Here is a 26,815-nt window from a genome sequence, read left to right on the forward strand (position 1 = left end):
AATTACATCACCTCATTTTCTGTTAAAATTCCATCTTCTATTTTTACAATTCTATCTGCTTCTGCTGCTACATTTATATCATGTGTTATAAGTATTAGTGATGTGTTATATTTTTTTACAGTAAGTTTTAAAAGTTCTATTATTTCTTTAGAGTTTTTACTATCTAGATTTCCTGTTGGTTCATCAGCAAGTATTATGCTAGGTTTATTTATAAGTGCTCGTCCTATTGCAACTCTTTGCTGTTGTCCACCTGAAAGCTGATTTTGAAGATAATTTTCTCTTTCTTTTAATCCTAAAGTTTTCATTATATCTTCTACATACTCTTTATCTATCTTCTTGCCTTCAAGTTCTGCTGGCAATAATATATTTTCTTTAGCTGTTAAAACTGGTATTAAATTATAAAATTGAAATATAACTCCTAAATTTCTTCTTCTAAAAACTGCAAGCTTTTTTTCATTTAAAGAATATATATCTGTATTATCTACATAAACTTTTCCACTAGTTGCCTTGTCAACTCCTCCTAGTAAATGCAGTAATGTGGATTTACCTGAACCACTAGGTCCTATTATTGCAATAAATTCACCCTTCTTCACAGTTAAATTTATATTTTTTAATGCATCTACTCTATTTTCACCATTACCATATACTTTACATAAATTTTCCACTCTTAGTATTTCCATTTTATTACCTCACTTAAAAGATTTTATTTTAAATTGTATTTACCTTACATCTAATACTTTAACTTATTAACCTTACTTATTAGTGAATTATAAAATGACATTTTAGTCACTTTTGATTTATATAGGGAAACAAGCTCGAATTCAAAACTACTTTTTAAGCTGTAAATATATTGCTTTCAAAAGAAATACTTACTATAAAATGATTCCGAGCTAGTCTCACTCTTAAGGGTATCCAAGTTTTGGAACTAATAATTATGAAGATGAACTTTGAACCCTATAATGTAATTTTTAAAAATTTTATTATAAACTCTGTCCCTTTTTTTAATTCACTTTTTACAGTTATGCTTCCGTTTTGATTCTTTATTATAGTTTTAGAAAGTGCCAAACCTATACCTACACTTTCAGTTTTAAATGATGTACTGCTTTTATAAAATCTTTCAAATATATGAGGTAAATCTTCTTTTTTTATTCCTTCACCATTATCCTTTATATGAATTTCAGCAAATAATTCATTGTCTTCATAAGATATTTCTAAAACTCCACTTTCAACTGTATGTTCTATACAGTTTTTTACTATATTAATAAATGCCTCTAATGACCAATTATAATCTCCTAGGTAATATGAATTTTCATCTCCTATTAATATTATATTTTGATTTTTTTCTTTAATCATTGGAGATAATAATTTAATAACTTCACTTAATATTTCATTTAAATTGACTTTATCACTTTTAAAGTTTACAACACCTGCATCTAATTTAGATAATTTTAATAAGCTTTTTATTAACCATTCCATTCTTAAAAGCTGATTTTTGCTATTATTTAAAAATTCTTTTCTAGAATTCCAATTCATATTTTCATCTTCCATTAAATCATTAAACATGATAAGTGATGTCATTGGTGTTTTAAGTTGATGTGATATATCTGAAATTATTTCACTTAAAAATCTTTGACCATTTTTCTCTATTTCTATGTGTTCCTTCATCATTGAAGTCATTTTAACTAAATTATTCTTAAGCCTTCCTATATCACCAGTAGAATAATTATCTAATTTGTAATTAAAATCTCCTTCTACAACTTTTTCTGTAAATTTTTCAATATGAAATATTTCTTTATAAAATATTTTTAAAATTGATGTACTAATAATAAATATAGCTGTAAATATTAACACTATATTTAAAATATTTATAGCAAACACTTTGCTTTCTATTCTTTTAATAGCTACTTCATAGCTAAATTTCATATTTTCACTATAATTATATTTTTCTAATGTTTCTTTTCCTAAGTTAAACGCTTTCTTACTTGCATTATTTTTAGTAATTATATCAATAATTTCATCTTCAAGCTCTGGTCTTTTCTCTAATATTTTCCCTACAATGCTAGTATTACATCTAACTATTTCTTTCTTTAACAAATTCAATGAATATGAAGAAATAAATAAACTTATTATAAGGAACAGAAAAAAAGCTATGGATAAAATTCCATAGTTTCTTTTAGCTTCTGGATTTTTCAAAATACCTCTCATTAATTATTCTCCTTCCATGCCCATTTATATCCAACACCTCTTACTGTTAATATAAATTTAGGACTTCCTATATCTTCTTCTATTTTACTTCTTAATCTTTTTATATAAACACTCAAAGTATTATCATTTACATATTCCCCGGCTTCATCCCAAAGCTTTTGAAAAATCTGATTTCTTGTAAGAACAATATTAGAATTTTGTGTAAACATCATTAAAAGTTTATATTCTAGCAATGTTAAAATAACTTCTTCATCACCTTTGTATACCTTTCCATCTAAAGAACAAATCCTTAAATCTCCAAAAATAGATACCTTTTTATCAACTTTAGAAACATTAGTTTTTCTTCTAATAACTGCTTTAATCCTTGAAATTAACTCTCTTACTCTAAAAGGTTTTGTAATATAATCATCACCACCAATATCAAGTCCCATAACTACGTTAACTTCTTCATCACATGCAGTTAAGAATATTATACCAACATCACTATTTTGTCTTATCTCTTTACAAAATTCATATCCATTTCCATCAGGAAGATTTATATCAAGAAGTACTAAGTTGTAAATCTTTTCTTTAAGTTTTTCTCTACCTTCATTTAATGTATTAGCAATACCTACATTAAAGCCTTCTTGTTCTAATGAATATTTAAGCCCTAAAACTATACTATTATCATCTTCTACAATTAATATGTTTTCCATAGTTCCTCCTTAATAATATACATGTTATAAAATTAAATCCTACAACTAATAATCTTTCTTAAAAGTTGTAGGATTTACCTTTATTTTTCTAATGTTATTGTAATAACTGTTCCTTTTTTTACAACTTGTCCTGATTGAATGCTTTGATTTTTTATATATCCTGAACCTTTAACTTCAAATTTCAAACCTAAATCAGTTAATACTTTTTTTGCTTCATCAACAGTATGGTTTGCCAAATTAGGTACAACTACAGATTTTTCTATTGCTGATGCTTCTCCTAATTTAATAGTAAGTTCTGTTCCTTCTTTTACTGAAGAACCTGGTTTAGGATTAATATCTATAATATAAGAACCCTCACCATCTAATTTATAATTAAAAGCTTCTCTTTCAAGATATTTAAAACCTTCATCCTTTTTATATCCTCTAACTTCTGGTACCAATACATCTTTTAGACTGTTTCCTGTAGAATTAGATGAATACTCTGGTGTTAATGCCAAGTAGTTAGCAAGTTCCTTAAATAAAAGTTTTCCTATTGGTGCAGCTGTCTCACTTGCATAATAAGCTGAGGAATTAGGTTCATCTATAGAAACTAAAACTGTAACTTGAGGATTATCAACTGGATACATACCAACATAGGAAGATATATATTTTCCATTAGCATATTTTCCATCTACAACCTTTTCTGCTGTTCCTGTTTTACCACCAATTCTTAGTCCTTCTACTGCTGCACTACTAGATTTTACAGTAGCCTCTAACTGAACTTTTATCTCATCTAAAGTGCTTTTATTAATTCCAATATCAACAACTTTAGGTTTGAAAGTTTGATCTATAACAACTTTACCATCATCATCATAATGATTAATCTCTTTCATTGCATGAGGTGTAATAAGTTTACCACCATTTACAATTGCATTAAATGCTTGCATATATTGCATTATTGTAACAGCATTGCTTTGACCAAAGGAAATTGTTGCAAGATCAACTTGTGATATTTCATTAACAGGTTTTATAATTCCTTCTGCTTCTCCGGGAAGATCTACTGATGTTTTCTTACCAAATCCAAATTTATCTATATAACTTGATAATACATCCTTTCCCATTCTTTCCCCTAAAATCATAAATCCAACATTACATGAATGTTCCATTATTTGTTGAAAGTTCAAAGGACCATGTCCATCTCTTTTCCAACAATGTATTATATCTTGTCCAAATTTTAAATTTCCATTACACATAAAAGTTTCATCTTTTGAAACATTTCCTGTCTCAAGTGCTGCAATAGATGTTATAACTTTAAATACCGAACCTGGTTCAAAAGTATCACTTACAGCCCTATTTCTCCAAAGTTTTTCTAACTCATCACTATTCAAATTTTCTATCCAAGGATTATTTAAATTATATCCTGGATTATTTGCTAGTGCCAAAATTTCACCATTGTTTGGATTCATAATAATAACGGATGCAGCTTTAGCCCCATTATCTTTAACTGCTTTCTCTGCTGCTTTTTCTGCTAATAGTTGTATATTTTCATCTAATGTTAAAATTACATTTCTACCATCTACTGGTTTTGTATAATCTTCTCCTTCAAAAGGTATATCTTCATCCTTTGCATCTAAAGTATCTATTCTAACCCCAGGAATACCTGCTAAGTATTTGTCATAATATAATTCTAAACCTGTAAGACCTTGTCCATCTGTATTTGTATGTCCAATAACATGTGATGCAAAATTATTATTAGGATAATATCTTTTAGTATCCTTGCTTATAATAAAACCTCTTAAATCATTCTTTTTGTTATATTCTTTTATTTTATCTGCTGGTTCTTTTTCTACTCTTCTTTTTATTATTGCATTATTTATAGGTTTTCCATTGGGTAATTTCCTGGAAAATATTTCAAGAACATCTTTTTCTTCCATATCTAATATTTCAGAAACATCTTTAGCTATTGTATTTAAATTTATTTCCTTTTTATCTAATTTTTCTATTGACTCACGAAGAGACTTCAAATCTAAGTCAACTCTATAAACATCTGCACTAACAGCTAATTTATTTCCATCTCTATCTAATATATTGCCACGTTTAGCATCTATTTTAGTATCATCAGTCCATTGAACTACTGCTTTATCTTTATAACTTTGACCCTTTATCAACATAACATAGGATAATCTAATAATTAAACCTAAAAATGCAATTAAAATTATAAAAGAAATAGCTAATGCTCTTTTACTTAACTTTTTTTTATTAATTCCATTATTTTTTGCCACTTTTCCACCTCCATTGTAAATTACGTTCCTTGTATAGCTTTTATATAATCTTTCTTTATTATATAAAAAACTACCTATTTATGCAAAAAAAATTTATATGTTTTTTATAAGTTATATAGGATTCCAAGTTCAAATTTAAAATAACATCTTTCTCAAATGATACTAGAGATATTACAATTTATTACTATATTCATATTTGGAACCAGTTGACAATTGAAAATTGACAATTTTAAAAATATAGATTAATAATTAGCATTAAAATTCTCAACTGAAACATGAATAACTTAAAGTTTCAACTTGTATTACTATATAGGTTTATAACTTCATAAACATATTATTTTTAATTTAAACTTTAAATCTTATATTTACATATAGTTCCATAATATTTGTTTAACCTCTTGTTGAATTTTACTTATTAGATTTTACTATAACACTTTTTTTATATTTTATAGTATAATTAATATGAAGTTCATAAATTATAATTTTATGTAATTTCGAAAAATTTTTACATAATTCTAGGAGGAATTGTCATGAGAAAAAGTTCTAGTTTAATTGTTGCTCTTTCATTAGTAGCTTCTATAGCTCTTGTTGGATGTGGTTCTAATAGTAACAATGCTAATAAAAAAGAAAATGGAGCATCAAATAAAGTTACTACTAACGAAAAAGCTAATAATGCTAAAACTGAAAATAAAGAAGAAGCTAAAAAAACTGAATTTAAATACTACACAGCTGATGAATTAAAAGAAGCTATTGAAAAAAAAGCTGACTTATTAATTTTAGATATACAAGTTGAAGATGAATATAAAGCTCACCATATAAAAGGTGCTATACCAACTTATGCTTATCCAGTGAAAACTGATGAAGAAAAAGCTAAGCTTGATTCATCTCTTGAAAAAATAAATAGTTCTAAAGCTCCTGTTGTAATTGTTTGCCCAGGTGGTGCTGGTGGTGCTGAGAGAACTTATGAATATTTAAAAGGAAAAAATGTTGATGAATCTCGTCTATTCATATTAGAAAAAGGTCAAAAAGCTTGGCCTCATGAAGATTTATTAGAAAAATAATTTAATCTTTAAATAAAAAAGTATTATATATTTTTATATAATACTTTTTTATTTTATATAAATTTAAACTTTTTTAGAAGAATAATTATGTCATAAGCATTGATGTTACTAAATTCATAATTATATTTAAAAATATATTGCTTAATACTTAGGTTTGAATTAATTAAATCAATTTAATATGCCAGAAAATCCATAAGTGAGGTTTAGCCCTTGCTGTTACACGTCATTATTTTAAACTTGTGTCCATATCACTGAAATCTCACTTTTAATTTGAAAATATTATAGTTTCTTTATATAATATAGGGAAACAAGCTCGAATTTAAAATGATTCCTAGCTAGTCTCACTCTTAAGGGTATCCAAGTTTTGGAACTAATAACTATGAATATGAACTTAGAATCCTATATGATAGTAGAAATACCTTGTAACTCTACACTTATCATTTGATAAATATGTTATTTAAATCTTGAGCTTTAAACCCTATATTTGTATTGTGAAAGGAGTATTTTTATGGAAGATCTAAAAGATATAATAAAACTAAACTTATCTTCAAGCATTAGTTTATTTGATATAACTGAAGAAAATCTAATTTTATTTAAAGAAGAAAACTACGTTAATAAAAGTAATTTTTATTTTTGGCTTTTAACAATGTTAGATGATTTAGATAATAGTGATAATTTTTCTGAACTATCTCATGGACATTATTTAGCATCATACTTTTTACTTGTAATATTTATGCCATTAAATTATGAAAAACTTGCCTTTAATCATTGTAAAAAAGCTATAAAGTTTGATGAATCAAATTTAAAATATAAAGAATGGCTTTTAATATTTTCTACTTATAATCTATTATCTGAAGGAGAAACAATGGCACTTTTTGAAGAAATTTCATCTAAAAATCCAAATAGCTCGATTTTGAATAATATTATTAATTAAATGTATTAAAATAAGAAGTTACACTACATATGGTGTAACTTCTTATTTTATATTTTAAAACTCTTTATTTTCCATTTTTGATATATATATTTTATCATCTTCATTTTTAATGCTAAATAATACTAAACTTCTATTAACTTCATCTAATATTACATATATTTTGTTGCTGTTTTTAATATCATTGTTTATTTTTATATTAAACTTATCTTCTAATTCTGTACTTGTACTTTCTTCAAATTCAGTAAAATTACCTAAATCAAATTTTAAATCTTTAACTATTCCACCTAATTTGAATGTCAACTCTAAATTACGTGTTTTTATGCTCTTATATAATACACTACTTGAATTAGAATTATTTATAAGTTCTATTTCTTCTCCTTTAAAGTCCAAAGTTGTTACAGAAATATCTATATCTTTTCCATAGAAAGTAAATGTATGATCTATTATTCCATCACAAACATTACCATAAGCCTTTTCACTGTAATATATTATATTTTCTAATGTTAATCCACTTACCATATTTCCTTGTATAAATTCTTTAACTACTTCTCTTAAAACTCTTAAAATTCTCATAGGTGCAATAAGTACTATTTCACCTTTAACATTTCTTAGCACTTCTTTAAAATTATTATATATAATTAGACTCAATATTTTATTAACTTCACATGATGATATTGAAATTTCTCTCATTTCAGTATTGAAGTTAAAACTTAAAGTTATTTTATGATTTTTTGACTCTTCTATAAACTCTAATACTTTATTATAATTTTTAAAATAATTATAATCTTTATTTAACTCTTCTATGCTTAAATTATCATCAAATAATTCTTTATTTATATTGAAATCTTCATTTGAATCTAAAAATCTATACATTTCTTCTGTTGATTGTAAATTCAATATCTCTTTGTTTAAGTTTAATCCTAAACACTTATAATATCCATATTTTATTATAAAATCGCATATTGAACTTATTGACATATTCAAATTTTTAGCTATGCAGTTAGCACTTCCATCAGCTATATAACAAAAATCTCCTTCTTTTACTTCAGAATTTGATTTTAAAATCAATGTATTATAATTATCTAATATAATTAAGTTCTTTTCAAACTTTTCTTCTTTAAACTCATTTTTATACAATTCTAATGATATTAAATTTATTAAATTTAAATCTAATTTTGAATTTATTTTAACATATTCATTGCTTTCATTTAAAGAATATCTTATAAGTTCTTCCTCATTACAAATTATTATTATATTTCCACATTCTATTTTTAATAAATCTTTTGCTAAAGCAACTATCTCATTTAGTGCTTTATATATTAATATATCCTTTTCAATCTCTAAAACATTTAAATTGCTTTCTAATTTAATTGTTCCTCTATTATCAAATAATATGTCTTTTAAATCTTTTATAAAAGTATCTTCAAAGTTTAAAGTGCTTTTTTCACTATTTAATAGGAATTGTAATGAATTAATTCCATCATTAGACATAACTATCATTGATGGCAATGCAAATTTATTGTTTTTCCCCTTTACTTTTAAAACCATATATCCACTACTTAAATATACTAATAAATCATCTTTCTTTTCAAAGTTATCATCTCTTTTTATATTCACCTTTTTAGAACTCCTCTCTTCTTCATATTCATCTATTATTTCTAAGTCATCATAGGAGTTAATCTCAAAATTTTCAGTTTGTAATTGATTTTCCTCAATGTCTAAAGTTTTGTTATCATAATTATTATATTTATCTATAATTTTTCCTTTTTCTCTAAGTAAAGACCAAACTTTATCTTCTAGCAAATTTCTATCGTATAGAAAATCCTTATATTCTAAATAAGGTAAATCTAATTTTTTTAATATTTCTATTATTTCTTCAATAGATGCTTTCGTTAAATTTTCTTTGGTATATAAGTCATTTTTAAAATTTATTTGTAAATTCAACTATTATCAACCCCTTAATATGATACAAATATCTTTATATATTTTCGTACATTTATTTCAAATCTTGATTTATATTTATGTTAAAATTTCTCACTTTATATATTTTTTCTATACAATTTGTCTAAATTCCTTCTTCGTACTCTTTATTTTTTATATTAATTAATTTTTTTTAAACTTTTATTCAACCGGCTATATTATTGGGAATTTTCTGATATAATAATATTATAAGGTAATAGTTAACCTTTTTTAATTATTGAACTTATTTAAAATTATTATTTTTTCTTATTATAAAAATGTAAATCTCAATATTTATTTTTTCCTAGATACTATTTTAGAACTTATTTTCAATCCTAAAATCTATAAAAAGAAAGGTCTTATAATTTAATTATAAGACCTTTCTTGGGTGTTTTATATAATTATAAATTTATCACTATTTCTTAAATATACCAAATGGTTTTCCTACTGGTAATGTAACTTTTCCAAAGTGAGTGTTTAAAACTGCTGCAGCACTACCATAGAATGAAAGTATTGCTATTATAAATTCTGAATATGCAGCTACTTCATGTGCAAACTCTGGAACTATTCCAAATGAATTTAAAGTTAATCCTAAGAATAAGAAATCTATAAAGAAGAATATTAAGAATAATACTTTATGTGTCTCCATAGCTCCTATTGTCATGTATATTGTAAATATTAAATAAGCTAAAAATGCAAAACCTAATTGTTTAGGATCTGCTTTTGCTGCAAGTGCCTCTCCAAAAATTCCATTTTGAATTAACCATGTAAGTCCCATTGAATACCAGAAAAAAGCATATGCTCCAAAAGCCGTAGCTCCAAAAGTATTATTATGTTTAAAATCATTTACACATGCAACTAATTGAGCAGAAGCTCCTAAGAATATAGCCCATGGTAAAACAAATGAAACATCGTGAGTTAATCCTAACTTTTGAGAAGATGCTACTAATGTTATTACTGCAAGACCAAATAATCCTATTGCCGATGGATCAGCAGTTACAATTTGAACTTTATTACTATTATTACTCATAATTTCACATTCCGTAATCAATATATATTGATTACGAATGTCACCACCTTTCTTATTTTTCATTTTATTAAATTAAATCTTATTAACTAAAAAATTATTTCATAAAACGAGTATTATTATAAACAAATGCCTACTTAGGATATTACATTAAAAAAAAGTTGTCAATGAATCTACACAATGTCTATATTTTAAATGTTTTTTAAATATTTATACTTATTTATTTTTTGTCGAAACTTGTTATTTATTTTAATTTTATCTATAATAATATGTGTATATTTATAAAATTTATTTAAAGAAAGGAATATTTAATGTCAGTTATTTTACGTAAACATAATAGATTTAAAAATAAAAAATTTTTAGCTATAACTATTAGTACAATTTCATCTATAGGAATTTATTTATCTTTTTATTTTGGATTCAATTATAATTCAACTTTTTATAGCTTTTCTTTAATTTTTATATTTTTAATTTATTTTTCAATTTTATACATAAAAAAAATTAATATATCTATAAAAAATGAAAATGCTACATTATTGATTTTTAAAAAACTTGATGATGATTATACTATATTTTTTGACACTAAACTTTTACCACGTAAAAAGAATGAAGAAATATTTTCTATAATACTTCATAAAAAAGGGATTTTTATTGTATCTTCTAATGAATATTGTGGCTTTATTAGAGGAAATGAAGATGATTCTGAGCTTAAAATTTCAAAAAAATACTATACCAATGATGATTTTAGTCATAATATTTCAAATAGCTGTAATACTGTTACATCTTATTGTAATAAAGTAAATAAAATACTTAAAAATCGTCAAGTTAGAATTAAATGCAGTGGTGTAATTCTTTTTAATAATATAACTGCAAATGTTAATATAAAAACAAATTCTATTAAAATTTTTTCAGCTAAAACAAATGGTGGTTACGATTTTGTAAATTACATACATGATTTTGAAAATACTATTCAATTAAGTGATAAACAATATCAAAGAACATATAAATCTCTAAAAAAACTTTTATAGAAAAAAAGAGCCTCAAGTTTATTAAGCTTGAAGCTCTTTTAATTTTACTTTTTATCTATTCCTATATTATCAAGAACTATATCTCCCTTAGGACTTTGATCAAATAAAAACTTAATACTTCCTATACTATTAGTATTAAGCTTTGGATTATCTTTTAAAAACTCTTTCATAGATAATCTTACAGTTTGCATGTGATGTTCTATACTTGCTTCTCCTCTTAAAATATCTCCTTTATAAAGATTAACTTTAAATGGAGGATATAAAGTATAATAATCACCTACTTTAACTTTAGCTTTATTTCCTTGTTTATCTTGTATAACAACTGAAAAATCCGTTTCATTAAATTCATTGTCTAATACATAATCATCGTCAATTCTACCTACTGAAAATTGTAACATGGAATTTTCATCTATATCATTAGAGAAATTTGTAACATTTCTTAAATCAATTTCATAGTTTCCATTAATACTACTTATCCATCTTAATTGTACAACACTGTTATCTGTTAAATCGTAATCTCTATCCTCTAATACTTTTTCTCTCCATTTATCTACATTCTTAGCTACAGCTTTTCCACCTTTTAATGTAGTTGTAGTTACATCTACATCTTCACTATAATTTGCAATAGTTTTAAAGCTACTATCTTCATATCCATTCATATATACTGTTCTAGGTAAATCTTCAATAGATTCTCTATAGTTTTTTAATATTTCTCTATATTCATCCTTACCTTTTAATGTAGTTTCTAAAAATGCTGTTAAATAAGCTTTTAATATTTTTTTCTGTTCTTTTTCATCTATAAGAGATTTCTTATTTAAAAACCATCCTCTCGGTTTACTAAGATCTTCTCTACCCCATTCACTATTAAACTGACCATGGTTAGCTCCATATACATATAAATAACCTTTAAAATAGTCTCCATCTCCTGTAAAACTAGTATTATTATATTGCTCTATACCTTGAAACGTGGTTACATCTTGGTCATTAGCTCCTTGCATAACAAAATAGTTTATGTCTTCTAATTTGTTTGGAGTTTGTGCTGGCTTATATTGATTATATGTAGGTGCTACAGCAAAAATAGATTTTATATTGTAGTTAAAATCAAATTTTATTGAAGCATTATCTGGATAATAATCTAATTTATTAAATTGAGCAGCTAATGCTACAGCCTCTCCTCCTCTTGAATGACCAACAAGTGAAACATTATCTAAATCTACCTTTTTATAAAGATCTGTAGATTTATTATTGTTAAAATCTTCAAATTGTCCAACATGATTAAGTAACATAACTGCACGGGCATCATTTTCACCACTCAATCCGGAGTCAATATAGAAATTTAAAAAGTTTTCATTTGCTGATGCAACTATGTATCCTTTACTTGCTAAATGTTCTCCTAAATATTCATATCCTTCATCTGATGGTTCAACCATTGTATGATTTCCATGGACAATAATAACTAATGGAAATGGGCCTTGTCCTTCTGGATACCAAACCGTTCCATCAATGGGCATATCATATTCATCAAATCCCCAATATAATGTTCTTAATTTGCCATTTAAACCGTTGTATCCACCAATATATGATGAAAGATCTACAGATCTTGTTTTTAATTCATCATCTTCATTTACTCCATAAGTTAGTTTGTTTACTTTAAACTTTCCTTCTTCTAAAGCTAAACTAGCAATAGATTTTTCTCCATCACCTTGATTTATAGTTTCTTTATCTAAAGCTAAATACTTTTCTATAAAGCCTTCATCTTTTCCTTCGCTAAATACCCACATTCCCATAATAGCATTAGCACATAATGTTATTGTAAGTATTATAGATACAACTTTATTTTTCTTTCGTTTTACAGTTGCCCATAATGTTGTAAAGAATGCAACCTCTACAATAGTAAACGAAAGTGCTATACTAACTTGAATTAAATCTGAAGCTTCTACAAAAACTTCTGTTACAAAATACATAGAAATAATAAAGAAACTTATAATGAAAGATAATGTAGTTATGCTAAATTTTCTTAAAAAGAAAATTACTATTTGCGTTCCTAATGTAACAGCAGTTAAAATTAAAAAACCTATAATAGAAAATATTAAAAAATCTACTATCCTTGGTAATCCTGTACCAACATCTGCACCAACAATACCTATTAAAATTGAAATAAATATAGGAAATATATATTTAGCTCCAACAAATGGCCCAGAACAAAGACTTTTAAAATATTTTTTAAATCCTATCTTTAAGTTCTCTTTTGAACATTTTTTTAAATATTGTTTTATTTTTTCTAACATTTGTACCTCACTTTTTTAATACTATAAAGTTTATTTAGCGTGCATACCTTATGTTAATTCATCATATATACTTTTTAAGGTTTGTCCACTAATGCAGTATTTAAACTATCACCAAACTTTACTTTTTAATTTTTAAACTTTTGATTGTTATGTTGTTGAACTTTTTTTACTAGAATTATTAATGCACTTCTATTTTCGGTATGTTATTTAAAATATATATTAATTTTTTTATATGTGTTTTATATGATTTTTTATAATTGTACCATTTTATTTAATTAAAATCATCTAATTATTTTTACCATTAATACCATGTAAATTTACATATACTTATATTATAGGGTTTCAAGCTTAAATTCAAAATAATAGCTTTATCAAATGACACTACTAATCTTACAGTTTATTCTGATATCATGATTGAAACCAATTAAGCACTAAGAGTGAAAAGTGAATAGTTATGGTTAATATTACTTATTTCATTCCTAATATTTAAAATGGAAATACATAAAAACTATGTTTTTATATAATGTTTAATCAAGTTGTTCTACAAATAATTTCATTTTTCAACTTATATTCCTATAAATAAACACCCATTAGCATTACAAAAAAGATATACCATTTTGATATATCTTAAAATAATTTTAGTTACTATATTTTATTATACCTATATTTTTTTATTATGTCATTTAAATTTAAGTTTTATATTCTTTAATAAATGATTTAAAATAATTTTAATTGTTCTATCTTAGAATGTTTATAGTCATTTATTATATCTTCCATATTGTATTTTATATTATATTTTTCACAATAATTTTTAAAAATTCTTTGTATATTTTTTATATTAGGAGATGGATAGTAATATCTCTCTCCAAATCTTTCTATATACTTTTTCCTTAATCCTTTAAAGTTTTCATCTAATCTATTATAAAAATATTCTCTTTGATTCTGTCTTAAAGTTACTCCAAAATTAGGATATATAAACTTTACACCACAGTCCTTTGCCCTTTCAATTATATTTATAATATTTTCTTCACTATCATTTATAAAAGGTAATATTGGCATTAAAAGTATACCAGTATATATACCATTCTTAGATAATTCCTCTATTACTTTAAATCTTTCTGATGTTTTAGGCACATGTGGTTCTATTATTTTTCCTAATTCATCATCGAATGTAGTTATTGTAATTTTAGTACAAACTTCTGAATGAGAATTTATTTTTTTTAATATATCAATATCTCTCAAGATTAAATTACTCTTAGTTGCTATAGAAACTCCAAATTCATTTTTATCTAAAATTTTTAATGCTTCTCTAGTTAAGTTGAGTTTTTTTTCAAAAAGATTATATGGATCACTCATTGAACCTGTTCCTATAACCCCTTTATTTCTTTTTCTTAATAATTCTCTTTCTATAATATCTAATGAATTTTCCTTTATTCTAACTTCATCAAAATTCTCTATACCATAGCAGTTACTTCTAGAATCACAATAAATACACCCATGACAGCAACCTTTATAAATATTCATTGTATAATCAGTTCCAAACCATGACCTAGGATTACTATTTTTTATAATCATGGTCTTAGTGGGTATACTTCTCATAGCTTTCTCACCTATTCACTTTTTATATTTCTTAAAAATTTATTTATTTCATTTTCACTTTTATTTTCTATTTTTAAAATTTTAACTTTATTACTTTTTAAATAATTATTAATTATAAGTACATTATCAATTTCTATCTTATCTATTTCATATTGAAAATCATTTTCTTTATTAAATACTGACATTATAACTTTACTTAAAAAATCTATATTTATATCATTTAAATTTAAAACTTCACTATATAAAATTGAATTATATATACAAAATAATTTAATGTTCTCATTTTTTAAAGGTTCCACAACTAATAATTTTACATTTTTATATCTATTTAAATTTTCAATTTCTCTTTTTAAATATCTTATACTTTTTATATTTTCTCTACACATTATAGCTTTTTCAAAATCTAAGTTTAGAGCTGATTCATTCATTTCATCCTCAATTATCTTTAACAACTTCTCATCTTTTAAAGATAAATAATTTATTAAAATACGTATTTTTTCATTATAAATTGTTTTTAAATCTTCTCTTATACATATTCCCAAACAATTCTTTAAATTGTAATGTAAACAACTTGATTTAGGTATTATATTACACGTCCTTAATTTTAAAATGTAATTTATACTATTTACTGCATCTACAGTTAAATTATGATTTGTAAATGGTCCAAAGTATATATTTTTATCTTCACTTTTTTCATATGTAGTTATAACTTTAGGATAATCCTCATTTAAAGTAACACATACATAAGGATATCTTTCAACATTTTTTAATAACCTATTATAAGTAGGTTTATATCTATCAATCATGTCCTTTTCTAAAAGTAATGCCTCAAGTTCAGTATCTGTATATATATATTCAAAATCTTTTATATTCTTAATAAGTTTTTCTACTTTACTACTTCTATTATTTCTATTTCCAAAATAGCTTGAAACCCTACTTTTTAAATTTTTAGATTTTCCTACATAAATAACAAGATCTGAGCTATCTTTCATTAAATAAATTCCTGGTATTTCTTTTAAATTTTTAGCTTTATCTTTAAGCATACAATCACCCTTAATAAAATTAATTTTATACTAGTTAAATCAACTATACTTTAATTGATTTAACTAGCATTGTAAATATAATTTTATTACCAAATTATATGTTTTAATTGTAGCCTAATTCCATCTTTTTAATGTTGGCAAAAACTTTTTCAAATTTTCTCTAGCTTCTTCTTCACTTAACTCCTTGTGTGCATTCATTAAATGTGAAACACATGCTTCTATCATTTGTTCTACTGTTATATCTGCTTTAAACTGTCCATTTTCATAACAATAAATACAGTATTCCTTATTATCACTAATTTCACTTTCATTAACTAATGGCATACCACAACTTTGACAAAATTCCATATTATACACTCCTTAAAATTAGGTTCATATCCTAATATTTTTTTATTTCATGATTATCTTATCAAAGCATACTTGACATATGTATGTCATATTAAAAATTTTTATTTATAAAGTTCCAATGTTTTATTCAAAATATTAACTATTTCTTCTTTAATATAATTAGGTTCTAATACTTTTACACTTGAACCATAAGACAATATATGATCATAAACCCACTGTCCCTTAGGATAACTTACACTTACATCATATGTTCCATCATCATTTTTTTTAATATTTTCTTCTTCGTAAAAATCATAAATCTTATATAATACATCTGCATTAAACCTCAATTTTAAATTTACTACATCTAATTTTACATTTTTTCTATCATCAATTTTTAATGAATTATTTCTTCTTACAAATGATTTATTACTTAATTCTAAGTTTTTAATTCTATTAATCTTAAATATTCTAAAGTCATTTCGTACTTTACAAAATCCCCATAAATACCATTCCTTACTTTTAAATATAAGTTTATGTGGCTCAACTGTTCTATTTATACTAATACCATTTGAATTTACGTATCTAAAACTAATCAATTTTCTTTCTAATATAGCTATCTTTATATCATCAAATCTATTATCTAGCTTCAAATCACCCCAATATGAAAAATCTACTTCAATCCAATCTTCCATATTAAACTTTTTAAAAGTTGACCCTAACTTATTTAATGTATTATCTATTTCAGGATATTTTGTAGCTTGTAGTGTTTTAAGTGCTAATACTAAACCTTCTTTATCTTTCTCCGATATTATTGCCTTGTTAAAAGTATAATCTTCTAATAATGAAATCCCCCCACCATTACCTTTATTCGTAAATATAGGGACCCCCGATAAAGATAACTCTTCTATATCTCTATATATAGTTCTTATAGATACATTGAATTTATAAGACAGCTCCTTAGCTGTAACAACATCCTTATTTAAAAGGATTATAATAATTTCTATTAATCTATTTATTTTCATAACATCACCTATATTAATGTTACCACATCTATTTTAAACTTCACTATAGTTTTTAATCATTGTTTAATATATTAAATCTCACTAGAGTTAAACCTAAAATTTTTAAAATAAAACTCACTTACCATTTAAAATTTATGATATATAAGGTTTCAAGTTTAATTTTTAGGCTGTGTTTAAGAAAAGTATTAATATTGAACCATATTTTAGGGAACTCTGAAATGAGTTCCCTAAATTTGTATATTAAAAATTATGTGTCATTAGATAAAGTATATATAACTCATACTGTATTATTTTCTTTTTACATAATAATCTCTATAAGGAAAAGTACTGTCTTTTAATTTATCAAAACCATTGTTTTCCAAGGCTGAAACTCTTTCTTTATCGTCTTTAGTTGCTTTAATGATGATATTTTTAATATCAAAGTCTGAATAAAATTTATCAGAAACCATTGTTAAAATTTCAGATAAAACTATTTTATTTTCAAGGGATGAAATAATATCTATTCTTAATATACCAGTCTGACAAGTACCATCTAAAAATCTTGTTGTATTAGGAACAGGTGCTATTTCGATAGTCCCTACTATCTTATTGGTCTGCTTATGATTAATACTCCACCTTATATAAAATCTATCGTTAAATTCTCGCTTCCATCCTTTAATACCATTTATTACAGCGTCAATATTGTGTGTATCCCACACACCACCACAATTATCATTGTTCATACGTTTTTTAGTAATTGGATCTGAATAGCACTGAAATAAGTCTATTGCATCTTTCTCTTCAACTTTTCTGAATATTAAGTTATTAGTTTCATAAACTGGACACTTATCAAATGGATTAATATTACTCATTATTGTATACCCCCATCTTTGTATATAACTTTTATATAATTATATAGTATATTGTCATTTATTTTCAAATATTTAGAATAGTCATACATAAATTACTTCCCCACATTTAATTTTATATCAATATGATATGTATAAAATTGTGACAATAGTTTTTTATTCTTTATACTATTTTTATCTTTGCTGTTTCTTTGAACAACATTATTCTTATTTGATATTTAAATTAAACCACTTACAATAAATCTTTTGAATAATTTTTTCTTTGAATTGTAATTTTATCAACTAATAATGCTACAACTGAGGACCCTGTTACATTTGTCATAGTTCTTATCATGTCAATTATTGCATCTATTCCTAGTACCATAGCTAATCCTTCTAATGGAAGTCCTAAACTCGATAATACTAAAGTAGCTGATATAGTTGCAGCACCAGGAACTCCTGCAATTCCTATAGAACCTATAACTGTAGTTAATATTAATAATATATAATGCATCATCGTAAGATCTATATTAAATACATTAGCTACAAATATTGCAACAATAGCTGGATATATACCTCCACAACCATTCATTCCTATAGTTGATCCAATTGGTGCTACAAAACTTGCTATTTCCTCTGATACATTTGCTCTTTTTACTAAACTATCAATTGTAACTGGTAATGTTCCATAACTACTTTGAGTAGTAAATGCAACCACTTGTGCTGGATATATATCTTTGAAAAATTTAAATGGATTTTTTTTAGTTATAACTATTATTAAAACACTATATACTATAAGAATTTGTATTAAGCATGCAACATATACTGCTAAAATCATAGATATTAATGGTAATAATGTTGCAATCCCATTTTCTGCTCCAACTGTTGTCATTAATGCAAATACTCCATAAGGTGTAAACTTCAATACAATCTTAGTTATTCTTATTAAGATTACATTTAATGAATCTATAAACTTTATAAATATCTTAATTTTGTCATAGTTCTTTTTCTTTTCTATAATCATTGCTATTGATATAAACATTGAAAATATAATAACAGGTATTATCTTTCCATCTGCCATTGCACCTACTGGGTTTACTGGCATCATATCATTAAGTACTTTACTAAAATCAGGTATGCTTCTTGCTTGAAATCCTTCTTGAATATTAAAACTTATTCCAGTTCCTACATTAAATATATTTCCTACTAAAATTCCTACTAAAGTTGCTATTGCTGTAGTAAATAGTAACAACCCTATTGTTTTTATCCCTATACTTTTCAATTTGTCCGTATCATCTAAACTTCCTATACTTTTAATTAATGACACCATAACAAGTGGAATTACTATCATCTTGATAAGCGATGTATATATTACACCTATATAACCTATAGGTTGTACACTTTCTTTAAATACCATCCCTGTAAATAATCCTAATATTAATGCTATTAAAACTCTTAAAGGGAAATTAACTCTTTTCTTTTTTAAAACATATAAAATACTCAAAACTATTATTGAAACAATCATTGCTATAAATAAACTCATTTTTCTCCTCCTTAAAATTAATTACTGAAATACTTTTTCTTTTTCCCTTGGCCAAGTTAAAAGATTAAAAATAAAAAAACCTTCTGCCTCTGAAAATTCAGAGGCAGAAGGTATACTTCCGCGGTTCCACTCTAATTAAGTATAAATTTTATACTCATCTTTAATCAGGTACATTATAATACCTTATCTCTATAACGTGAGAACACGTAAAAACCTACTAAATATTCGGTCTTTCCACTCCTAGGGGCACTTCAATTAATTTCTTCATAAGTTCTCTCAGCTTAAAAACTTTTCTCTGTAATGAATACATTAATTTACTTTTCCTATTCAACATGTTTATATTAATAGTATCTGAAATTAAAACTTATTATACTTTGATAATTTTTATCTGTCAATAATTTTTCTCTTGGTAATTTTATGAAAATAAAAGGAGCACATTTAAATTAAACATACTCCCCTCTTAAACTCAAAAATTATTGACTTATTAATTTATTAACAAGACTTTCTAATGTATTGCTATCTTCAGAGTTTTCCATAGCTTCCTTTTTAAGATTTTCTTTTATTGATTCTATGGATACATTTCTATTTCTTAATACTTCTTCAATATCCTCTTTATATTTTTTTATTAAATCTTTTTTATCATTTTTTATAATGTTTTTTCTGATTCCTTGCTCTAATGCTAAATATGATAAAGATAAAATTTCATCATCATAACTTTCAAAGTCATCACCTATAGCATCTTTTATATAGCTTAATGATTTATTTAATAATTTTTTATAAATATTTATATCTTCTTTAATCATAGTAAATGCTAAAAATGATTTAGTTGTGCATAATAGTTTTTCATCTTCACTATCTACCATTGAATTTGAAAATGCTCCGCTAGCATATTGGTGAGATGCTAGTATCCTAAGCATTTCCTTTGTTGTTGCACCAGTAAAATCCTTATTTAAGAAGTTCCTATAATAAAATCCACAAACATCATCACTATATTCACTTTCTTCATATTTTATATTTGCTGGTAGGAATTTTTTAAATGCTATATTTAGAACTGGATCATAAACCTCTTCTATAAGAATAAAAGATGTTTCAGATGTTAAAACTACAACTTCCTTAGATAATTCTATAAGTTTATTCTTCATGGAGTTATAAATTTCTCCTCTTTCAAATCTAATTCTATTTTCAATGGATTTACATCTCTTTTTATACCAAACTTTTTCTATAAGATTTGCATTTTCTTCAAGTTCTAGATTGTTTAAATTAATTCTTCTTTGAACTCTTCTATCTCCAACCATACCTGTAAGTGTTACAACACCTTCAGCACTACCTTTTACTTTCGCAAATATTGAAAATGGCTCTCCATCATACATATACTCTATAGTTCTTGGATAAGTTTTTTCTACATTCATATCTCCAAAATCTAATTTTATATCAGTTATTTGAAGACCCCTTATTTTGTTAAACTGTCTTAATATTGTATCTTCAATTTTATTTTTATCATTTATATATTCTGCTTTTCCATAAGTTACTTGAGCTAATTTATTTATAAAATAAGTATTTACAGAAGCATCAATTCCAAATGGGAATATTCTACTATTTTCACAAACCGCTTCTACATAATCTAATATTTCTTTTTCATCATCAACTATATCATCAGTAAATAAGAATATAGTATTTTCTTTTCCACTTTCTTCATTCCTAAATGCATACTTTAATCCTTCAAAAATTACAGCATCATCTTCACATTCAAGTTCATCTATAAATTTAGATGCCTTAATTAAATTTTCTTCATTATATGGAACTTTGCCACTGTCATTAAAGCAATGAAGGTTATCACCCATAGCTATTATGTTAAAACTATCACCTTTTTCAAGGTTTCTAAGACAAATTTGAAGTGCATTCTTAGCTTGTAACAGTTTATCTCCTTCCATAGAATCAGATATATCTACTAAAAATTCATACTTGTGTGATAATTCTTCCTCTTCTTCTTCTATGTCAGGTATAAATCTTAAATACAGTATATTGCTATCATCTTTTTCATTTTCATATATCATACCTGTAGTTTCTTCAAGTTCTTTTTCTGTTATATAAATAACCAAATCCCTGTCTAAATACTCTTCTTTATCAAAATATACTTTATATATATATCCATCGCCTTTTTCTATAGCTATATTATGAGTTGGACTATCAAATTCTACTTCATTAAATGGTTCTACTAATAAATTTAAATAACATTTATAATCATTTTCATTTATTAAATTCTTACTATTATTAACGCTCATTGGTTCTATAATTTGTGGTATAGTAAGCTTTAAACTTTCATCATCATATTCTAGCTCTTCAATGTAAGATATTTTTAAATTTATGCTCTCACCTGAAATAATTTTTCCTATGCATATTTTAAAATCATTTGTATTAATTTCTTCAAGTAATAAATTAGTGCCTTCTTCTTTTAATTTTTCACAAATATTATTAGCTTCATCTCTACTCTCTATAGATGTTTTTATAATTCTACCACCTATATTAGCTTCAAATCCAGATAATACTGCTGTTTCTGGTATTGGGAAAGTAAATACTGCTTCAACATCATTTGAACCTTTGTTTTCATAAACATAATTAATAGAGAACTCTACAAACTCTCCACACACATACCCTGTTACATCCGTCTTTTTTAATAGTATATTATTTTCTTTGTCATATATTAAATTGGGACTTTTCATAAATTATCTCTCCTTTGAAATGCCTTTTCATAAAATTCTATTTAAGAAAACACTTGCTTATAACCTTTAATTTTCAATTAGAAATTTACATTAATCATAAAACTATACTTATTATAAATTTTATCAAATAATTACTGATAAGTTAATATAATTTTTAAAAAATTTTTATTTTTTTAAAAAATTATCTATAAATTGTATACATTTTGATATATATCTAATATTTCACTACATTCAAGTATTATATATTTGTTAAATTTTTGACTATATATAATAAAAAACCAAATTAAAGCAAAACTACTTTACTTTAATTTGGCCATTAAATTTAGTTATATCATTACATCTTTTACTAATCTTAATGCATTTTTATACATAATCTTTTCTATTACATCTTCCGTAAAATTAGCTTTTTTTAATCCATCTATCAATTTATAAATTTCTCCAACATTTTGCATTTCTAAATTTTTAGTACTTATACCATCAAAGTCTGAACCTATTCCAACACAGTTTTCTCCACCAACATTTATAATATGCTTTATATGATTTACTATATATTCAACAGCTCCTACATCCTTATCACTCAAAAAAGTTTTTTCAAAGTTAATTCCTATAACTCCACCATTTTTAGCAATGCCTTTTATCATCTCATCAGTTAAGTTTCTCTTATGATTACAAATAGCTCTAGCATTAGAATGTGAAGCTAGCACTGGTGCTTTACTATAATTTAATACATCTTTAACACCTTTATCTGATAAATGAGAAATATCTATAATCATTCCTAGTCTATTCATTTCACTAACAACTTCAAATCCAAATTTTTTTAAACCTTTTTCTATATAATCATGGTTAATATTAGGATAACCTATTTCATTCTCAATATTCCAAGTTAAAGTCATTACTCTAACCCCTAATTTATTTAATATTCTAAGATTATATAAGTTTCCTTGTAATGTTCCACCTTCTTCTACAGACAAAAATGCAGATATTTTATTTTCATTTTTATTTTTAATAAATTCATCATAATTTGTAGCTAATTTTATATCTTCTTTATTAAGTTCAATTTCACTATAAAATCTATCTATCATCTTTAAACATTTTTTTAGTGGATCTTCTTCTAATTGAAGTGATACATACAATGCAAATATTTGAGCATTTGCATTACTTTTCTTAAGTTTTTCTACATCAACACTAAAGTTGTTCTTTTTTAGTCTATCTTTACTATTAATAAGTCTATCTATAGTGTCACAATGCAAATCAAAAATCACGTTATCACCCCTATAATTCTCAATAAAACTATGTAATCAAAACTTTTTAAAATACATTTTATTATTTTAATAATAATTTTTAGTTTAAAATTATTATATAGCTTCTCCATTTTTCTTTATATAAAATTCATGTTCATCTATTATAACTTTTGCTACACCTTCATAAAAATTTTCTACTTCATCATATTTAAAAGGTATTACAGTATTATTATCTTCATCGACATAACCCCATAACTCTCCCTTTTGTACTGAAAATAACTCTTCATTATAATCAAATACATTTTCATAAATACATGGAATTACTTCTTTTCCTTCTTTATTTATAAATCCATACTTATCATCAATACATATTGGTGCATATTCACCACTAAAATTATCACACCAATCATATTTAGATTCTATAATAAATTCACCTTTTTTATTTATAAATCCATATTTATCATTATAGCTTACAGCTGCTAAGCCTTCATTAAATTCATTTGCAAACTCTAAATACTTTTCAAAATCAACATCTCCATTTTTATCTATAAAAAAGAATCTATCACCTATAGCAACTGCTGCTAAACCTTCACTGAAACTAGTAGCATAATCATACTTAAATTCTATAACTATATTTCCATCTTTATCTATATACCCAAATTTATCTTTAAGTCTTACTAATGCTAACCCCTCTTCAAATTGGCTTCCATCATCAAACTTAAATGGTATTGCAACTTTTCCAGTATTATCTATATATCCATATTTACCTAAAAGTTTTACTGATGCCCTTCCCTCTGTAAACCCTTTTGCTTCTTCATATTTTACTTTTATAATCTCCTTGCACTCTTCATTTATGTATCCAAACTTATGATGAACTTCTACCACTGCTAGACCTTCATTAAAATAATTTATATCATCATATTTAGGCTCTAAAATAAACTGCCCTTCTCTATTTATAAATCCACAAAGTCCATCTTGTTCAACTAGTGCCATATTATCTTCAAATTCATCACAAAAATCAAAATTAAAATCAATTATCTTATTTCCATCTTCATCTACAAATCCATATAATCCATTATTTTCTTTAGGGTATAATTTACAATCCATATTCTATCTCCTTTTACTTTAGTTACACTTATAATTAATTTAATATACACTCTCAATTAAAAGTTTTTTATTTTTTTAGAATAACATCACTCTCATTTGAAACTTAAATAATTACATTTTTTTTAATATATCCTATTTTCTAATTAATAATCAGTTAAATTCTAAAATTAGAAAATTAAATTTTAAAATACAAATCTTTCTATAATTATATATCTTTATTTAATTTTAATTATAATTTAATATATTTTCAATAGCTTAATATGAAAACTTTTCTCACTTATACTTTATTATAATTTTAAAAACTTTATGCATTAAATAGAATTAAATTATTTATATTTCTATAGTAAAATTTCTATTTTAAAGCATTAATAATAATAATAATTTGTTTAACTTTGTAGAATAATCATATCTTTTAGTAGTTTATTTTCTATCTTTCTAAAATTTATCTTCCATTTTTTATATATGCTATATTTTTGTTTTTGACATTATATTTTTGTAGCATTATATATTTTTATATGATATACTTTTTCTTGGATATTTTAATTTAATTAACCTAATTAACAATTATGTAGTAAAATATATTACTTATTTATATATATAATGTTTTTATTTAATAAAATTTTAGTGAAAGTATATGGGGGGAAGCACATGAAAAACTGTCTAATTGCTCAATCTGGAGGTCCAACATCTGTTATTAACTCAAGTTGTATTGGTGTTTTCGAAAAAAATTTGGAACTTAATATTTTTGATAATGTTTATGCTGGTCTTAATGGTATAGAAGGTATATTAAATGAAAATTTATCAAACTTATCTAAAATGGACCCTAAAATAGTAAGTAAACTAAAATATACACCAGCTTCTGGCTTAGGCTCTTGTAGATATAAATTAAAAGATATAGATATTTGTAGAGATGAATATTTAAAACTATTTGAAGTTTTTAAAAAGTACCATATAGATACATTCTTTTATATTGGTGGAAATGATTCTATGGACACTGTAAAAAAATTAAGTAAAGTTGGTGTGGAATTAAACTCGCCTATAAAATTCATAGGAATACCTAAAACTATAGATAATGACTTAGCTATAATGGATCACACTCCTGGTTATGGTAGTGCTGCTAAATTCATTGCAACTACGGCTCTTGAGAATAGCTTAGATGCAAATGTATATGATACAAAAAATGTATTTATAATAGAAAGTATGGGAAGAGATACTGGTTGGCTTGCTGCTAGTGCTGTTGTAGCTAGAATAGATAATAAACCTGTAGTAGACCTTATCTATCTTCCAGAAGTACCTTTTGATAAAGTTAGATTTTTAGAAAATGTAAAAAATAAGTTAGAACAAAAAAATACAGTTGTAATAGTTGTTTCTGAAGGTTTAAGAGATAAAGATGGTAACTTTGTATCTGAAATGAATTCTTTTGGATCTGATAAATTTGGACATGCTCAATTAGGTGGAGTTGCATCTTATCTTAAGAATTTACTTAAGCATAGCGGAGTAAAAAAGGTAAGAGCTGTAGAATTATCTACTCTTCAAAGATGTTCAATGCACTATGCATCTCAAACTGATATTGATGAAGCATATAATTTAGGTGCATATGCTCTTGAAAACTCTAAATCTATAGAAAGTGGACATATGGTAGCTGTAAAGAGAACTAGTACTACTCCATATAAATCAGAAATTTTTACACTTCATACTGAACTTGTTGCTAATAAAGTTAAATATTTCCCTAAAGAATGGATTAATGAAGAAGGTAATAATGTAACTGAAGATGCTTACAACTACGTTCTTCCACTTATACTAGGCCAACCTAAAATACAATATGAAAATGGGTTACCATCATATGTTTCTATAAGGTAATTAAAAGACTATGAAGAATTTTATTTTTAAATTTCTCATAGTCTTTTCTATTTTGTATTAAGTAA

At 24.7% G+C, this 26,815-nt stretch carries 20 protein-coding genes and 1 other annotated feature; of the genes, 4 read left to right on the forward strand and 16 right to left on the reverse strand.

The genetic code is table 11. The features are described from left to right. Positions 1–2: 2 nt before the first annotated feature. The 4 genes from AC07E4_RS10545 to AC07E4_RS10560 all read right to left on the reverse strand — a co-directional run bounded on the left by AC07E4_RS10545 (position 3) and on the right by AC07E4_RS10560 (position 5,161). Complete coding sequence (locus tag AC07E4_RS10545; protein ID WP_478216353.1) at positions 3–680, reverse strand: ABC transporter ATP-binding protein; 678 nt, start codon at positions 678–680, stop codon at positions 3–5. A 274-nt stretch (positions 681–954) separates the two neighbouring features. Further along, positions 955–2,205, reverse strand: a complete 1,251-nt coding sequence (locus tag AC07E4_RS10550) for a sensor histidine kinase (RefSeq protein WP_040328822.1) — start codon at positions 2,203–2,205, stop codon at positions 955–957. Beyond that, positions 2,205–2,900: a response regulator transcription factor gene (locus AC07E4_RS10555; protein WP_478216354.1), complete on the reverse strand. Its 696-nt coding sequence runs from the start codon at positions 2,898–2,900 to the stop codon at positions 2,205–2,207. Before AC07E4_RS10555 ends, AC07E4_RS10550 begins: the two co-directional genes overlap by 1 nt. 80 nt (positions 2,901–2,980) lie before the next feature. Continuing rightward, the gene (locus AC07E4_RS10560) at positions 2,981–5,161 is read right to left on the reverse strand and encodes a stage V sporulation protein D (RefSeq protein ID WP_478216355.1); all 2,181 of its coding nucleotides are present in this window, start codon (positions 5,159–5,161) and stop codon (positions 2,981–2,983) included. 530 nt (positions 5,162–5,691) lie between these two features. Here AC07E4_RS10560 and AC07E4_RS10565 point away from each other — a divergent pair. After that, on the forward strand, positions 5,692–6,222 hold the full coding sequence (locus tag AC07E4_RS10565) for a rhodanese-like domain-containing protein (RefSeq protein WP_040328818.1): 531 nt from the start codon (positions 5,692–5,694) through the stop codon (positions 6,220–6,222). Positions 6,223–6,730: 508 nt separating this feature from the next. Continuing rightward, complete coding sequence (locus AC07E4_RS10570) at positions 6,731–7,156, forward strand: hypothetical protein (protein ID WP_040328817.1); 426 nt, start codon at positions 6,731–6,733, stop codon at positions 7,154–7,156. Positions 7,157–7,210: 54 nt separating this feature from the next. Here the strand turns inward: AC07E4_RS10570 and AC07E4_RS10575 are convergent, their stop codons facing one another. Next, positions 7,211–9,100 carry a hypothetical protein gene (locus tag AC07E4_RS10575; protein ID WP_478216356.1) on the reverse strand — a complete coding sequence of 630 codons (1,890 nt, stop codon included), beginning with the start codon at positions 9,098–9,100 and terminating at the stop codon, positions 7,211–7,213. A gap of 430 nt (positions 9,101–9,530) precedes the next feature. After that, the gene (locus AC07E4_RS10580) at positions 9,531–10,145 is read right to left on the reverse strand and encodes an acetate uptake transporter (protein WP_040329001.1); all 615 of its coding nucleotides are present in this window, start codon (positions 10,143–10,145) and stop codon (positions 9,531–9,533) included. A gap of 308 nt (positions 10,146–10,453) precedes the next feature. Between AC07E4_RS10580 and AC07E4_RS10585 the strand changes: the two genes are divergently transcribed. Beyond that, complete coding sequence (locus AC07E4_RS10585; RefSeq protein ID WP_040328814.1) at positions 10,454–11,170, forward strand: nuclease-related domain-containing protein; 717 nt, start codon at positions 10,454–10,456, stop codon at positions 11,168–11,170. 44 nt (positions 11,171–11,214) lie between these two features. Here the strand turns inward: AC07E4_RS10585 and AC07E4_RS10590 are convergent, their stop codons facing one another. The 10 genes from AC07E4_RS10590 to AC07E4_RS10635 all read right to left on the reverse strand — a co-directional run bounded on the left by AC07E4_RS10590 (position 11,215) and on the right by AC07E4_RS10635 (position 24,890). Beyond that, a complete protein-coding gene (locus tag AC07E4_RS10590) occupies positions 11,215–13,458 on the reverse strand; it encodes an alpha/beta hydrolase family protein (protein ID WP_478216357.1) in 2,244 nt (747 codons plus the stop codon). 717 nt (positions 13,459–14,175) lie between these two features. Beyond that, positions 14,176–15,057 (reverse strand): SPL family radical SAM protein, encoded by an 882-nt coding sequence (locus tag AC07E4_RS10595; RefSeq protein ID WP_478216358.1) that lies wholly within the window; start codon positions 15,055–15,057, stop codon positions 14,176–14,178. Between the two features lie 11 nt (positions 15,058–15,068). Next, positions 15,069–16,100: a GIY-YIG nuclease family protein gene (locus tag AC07E4_RS10600; protein ID WP_430829318.1), complete on the reverse strand. Its 1,032-nt coding sequence runs from the start codon at positions 16,098–16,100 to the stop codon at positions 15,069–15,071. Positions 16,101–16,214: 114 nt separating this feature from the next. Next, positions 16,215–16,448, reverse strand: coding sequence for a zinc ribbon domain-containing protein (locus AC07E4_RS10605; RefSeq protein ID WP_478216359.1), 234 nt, complete (start codon positions 16,446–16,448; stop codon positions 16,215–16,217). 101 nt (positions 16,449–16,549) lie between these two features. Then, a complete protein-coding gene (locus AC07E4_RS10610) occupies positions 16,550–17,452 on the reverse strand; it encodes a helix-turn-helix transcriptional regulator (protein ID WP_478216360.1) in 903 nt (300 codons plus the stop codon). 287 nt (positions 17,453–17,739) lie between these two features. Further along, positions 17,740–18,303, reverse strand: a complete 564-nt coding sequence (locus AC07E4_RS10615) for a GNAT family N-acetyltransferase (protein ID WP_040328804.1) — start codon at positions 18,301–18,303, stop codon at positions 17,740–17,742. A 229-nt stretch (positions 18,304–18,532) separates the two neighbouring features. After that, the gene (locus tag AC07E4_RS10620) at positions 18,533–19,822 is read right to left on the reverse strand and encodes a dicarboxylate/amino acid:cation symporter (protein WP_478216361.1); all 1,290 of its coding nucleotides are present in this window, start codon (positions 19,820–19,822) and stop codon (positions 18,533–18,535) included. A gap of 96 nt (positions 19,823–19,918) precedes the next feature. Further along, positions 19,919–20,162, reverse strand: a binding site (T-box leader). A 133-nt stretch (positions 20,163–20,295) separates the two neighbouring features. Further along, positions 20,296–22,542, reverse strand: coding sequence for a VIT and vWA domain-containing protein (locus AC07E4_RS10625; RefSeq protein WP_478216362.1), 2,247 nt, complete (start codon positions 22,540–22,542; stop codon positions 20,296–20,298). A 326-nt stretch (positions 22,543–22,868) separates the two neighbouring features. Continuing rightward, positions 22,869–23,804 (reverse strand): dipeptidase, encoded by a 936-nt coding sequence (locus AC07E4_RS10630; RefSeq protein WP_040328798.1) that lies wholly within the window; start codon positions 23,802–23,804, stop codon positions 22,869–22,871. Positions 23,805–23,897: 93 nt separating this feature from the next. Beyond that, positions 23,898–24,890 carry a WG repeat-containing protein gene (locus tag AC07E4_RS10635; protein ID WP_478216363.1) on the reverse strand — a complete coding sequence of 331 codons (993 nt, stop codon included), beginning with the start codon at positions 24,888–24,890 and terminating at the stop codon, positions 23,898–23,900. 648 nt (positions 24,891–25,538) lie between these two features. Between AC07E4_RS10635 and AC07E4_RS10640 the strand changes: the two genes are divergently transcribed. Further along, positions 25,539–26,750, forward strand: coding sequence for a 6-phosphofructokinase (locus AC07E4_RS10640; protein WP_040328793.1), 1,212 nt, complete (start codon positions 25,539–25,541; stop codon positions 26,748–26,750). Positions 26,751–26,815: the final 65 nt, after the last annotated feature.

The sequence above is a fragment of the Clostridium amazonense genome (genome assembly GCF_056431285.1).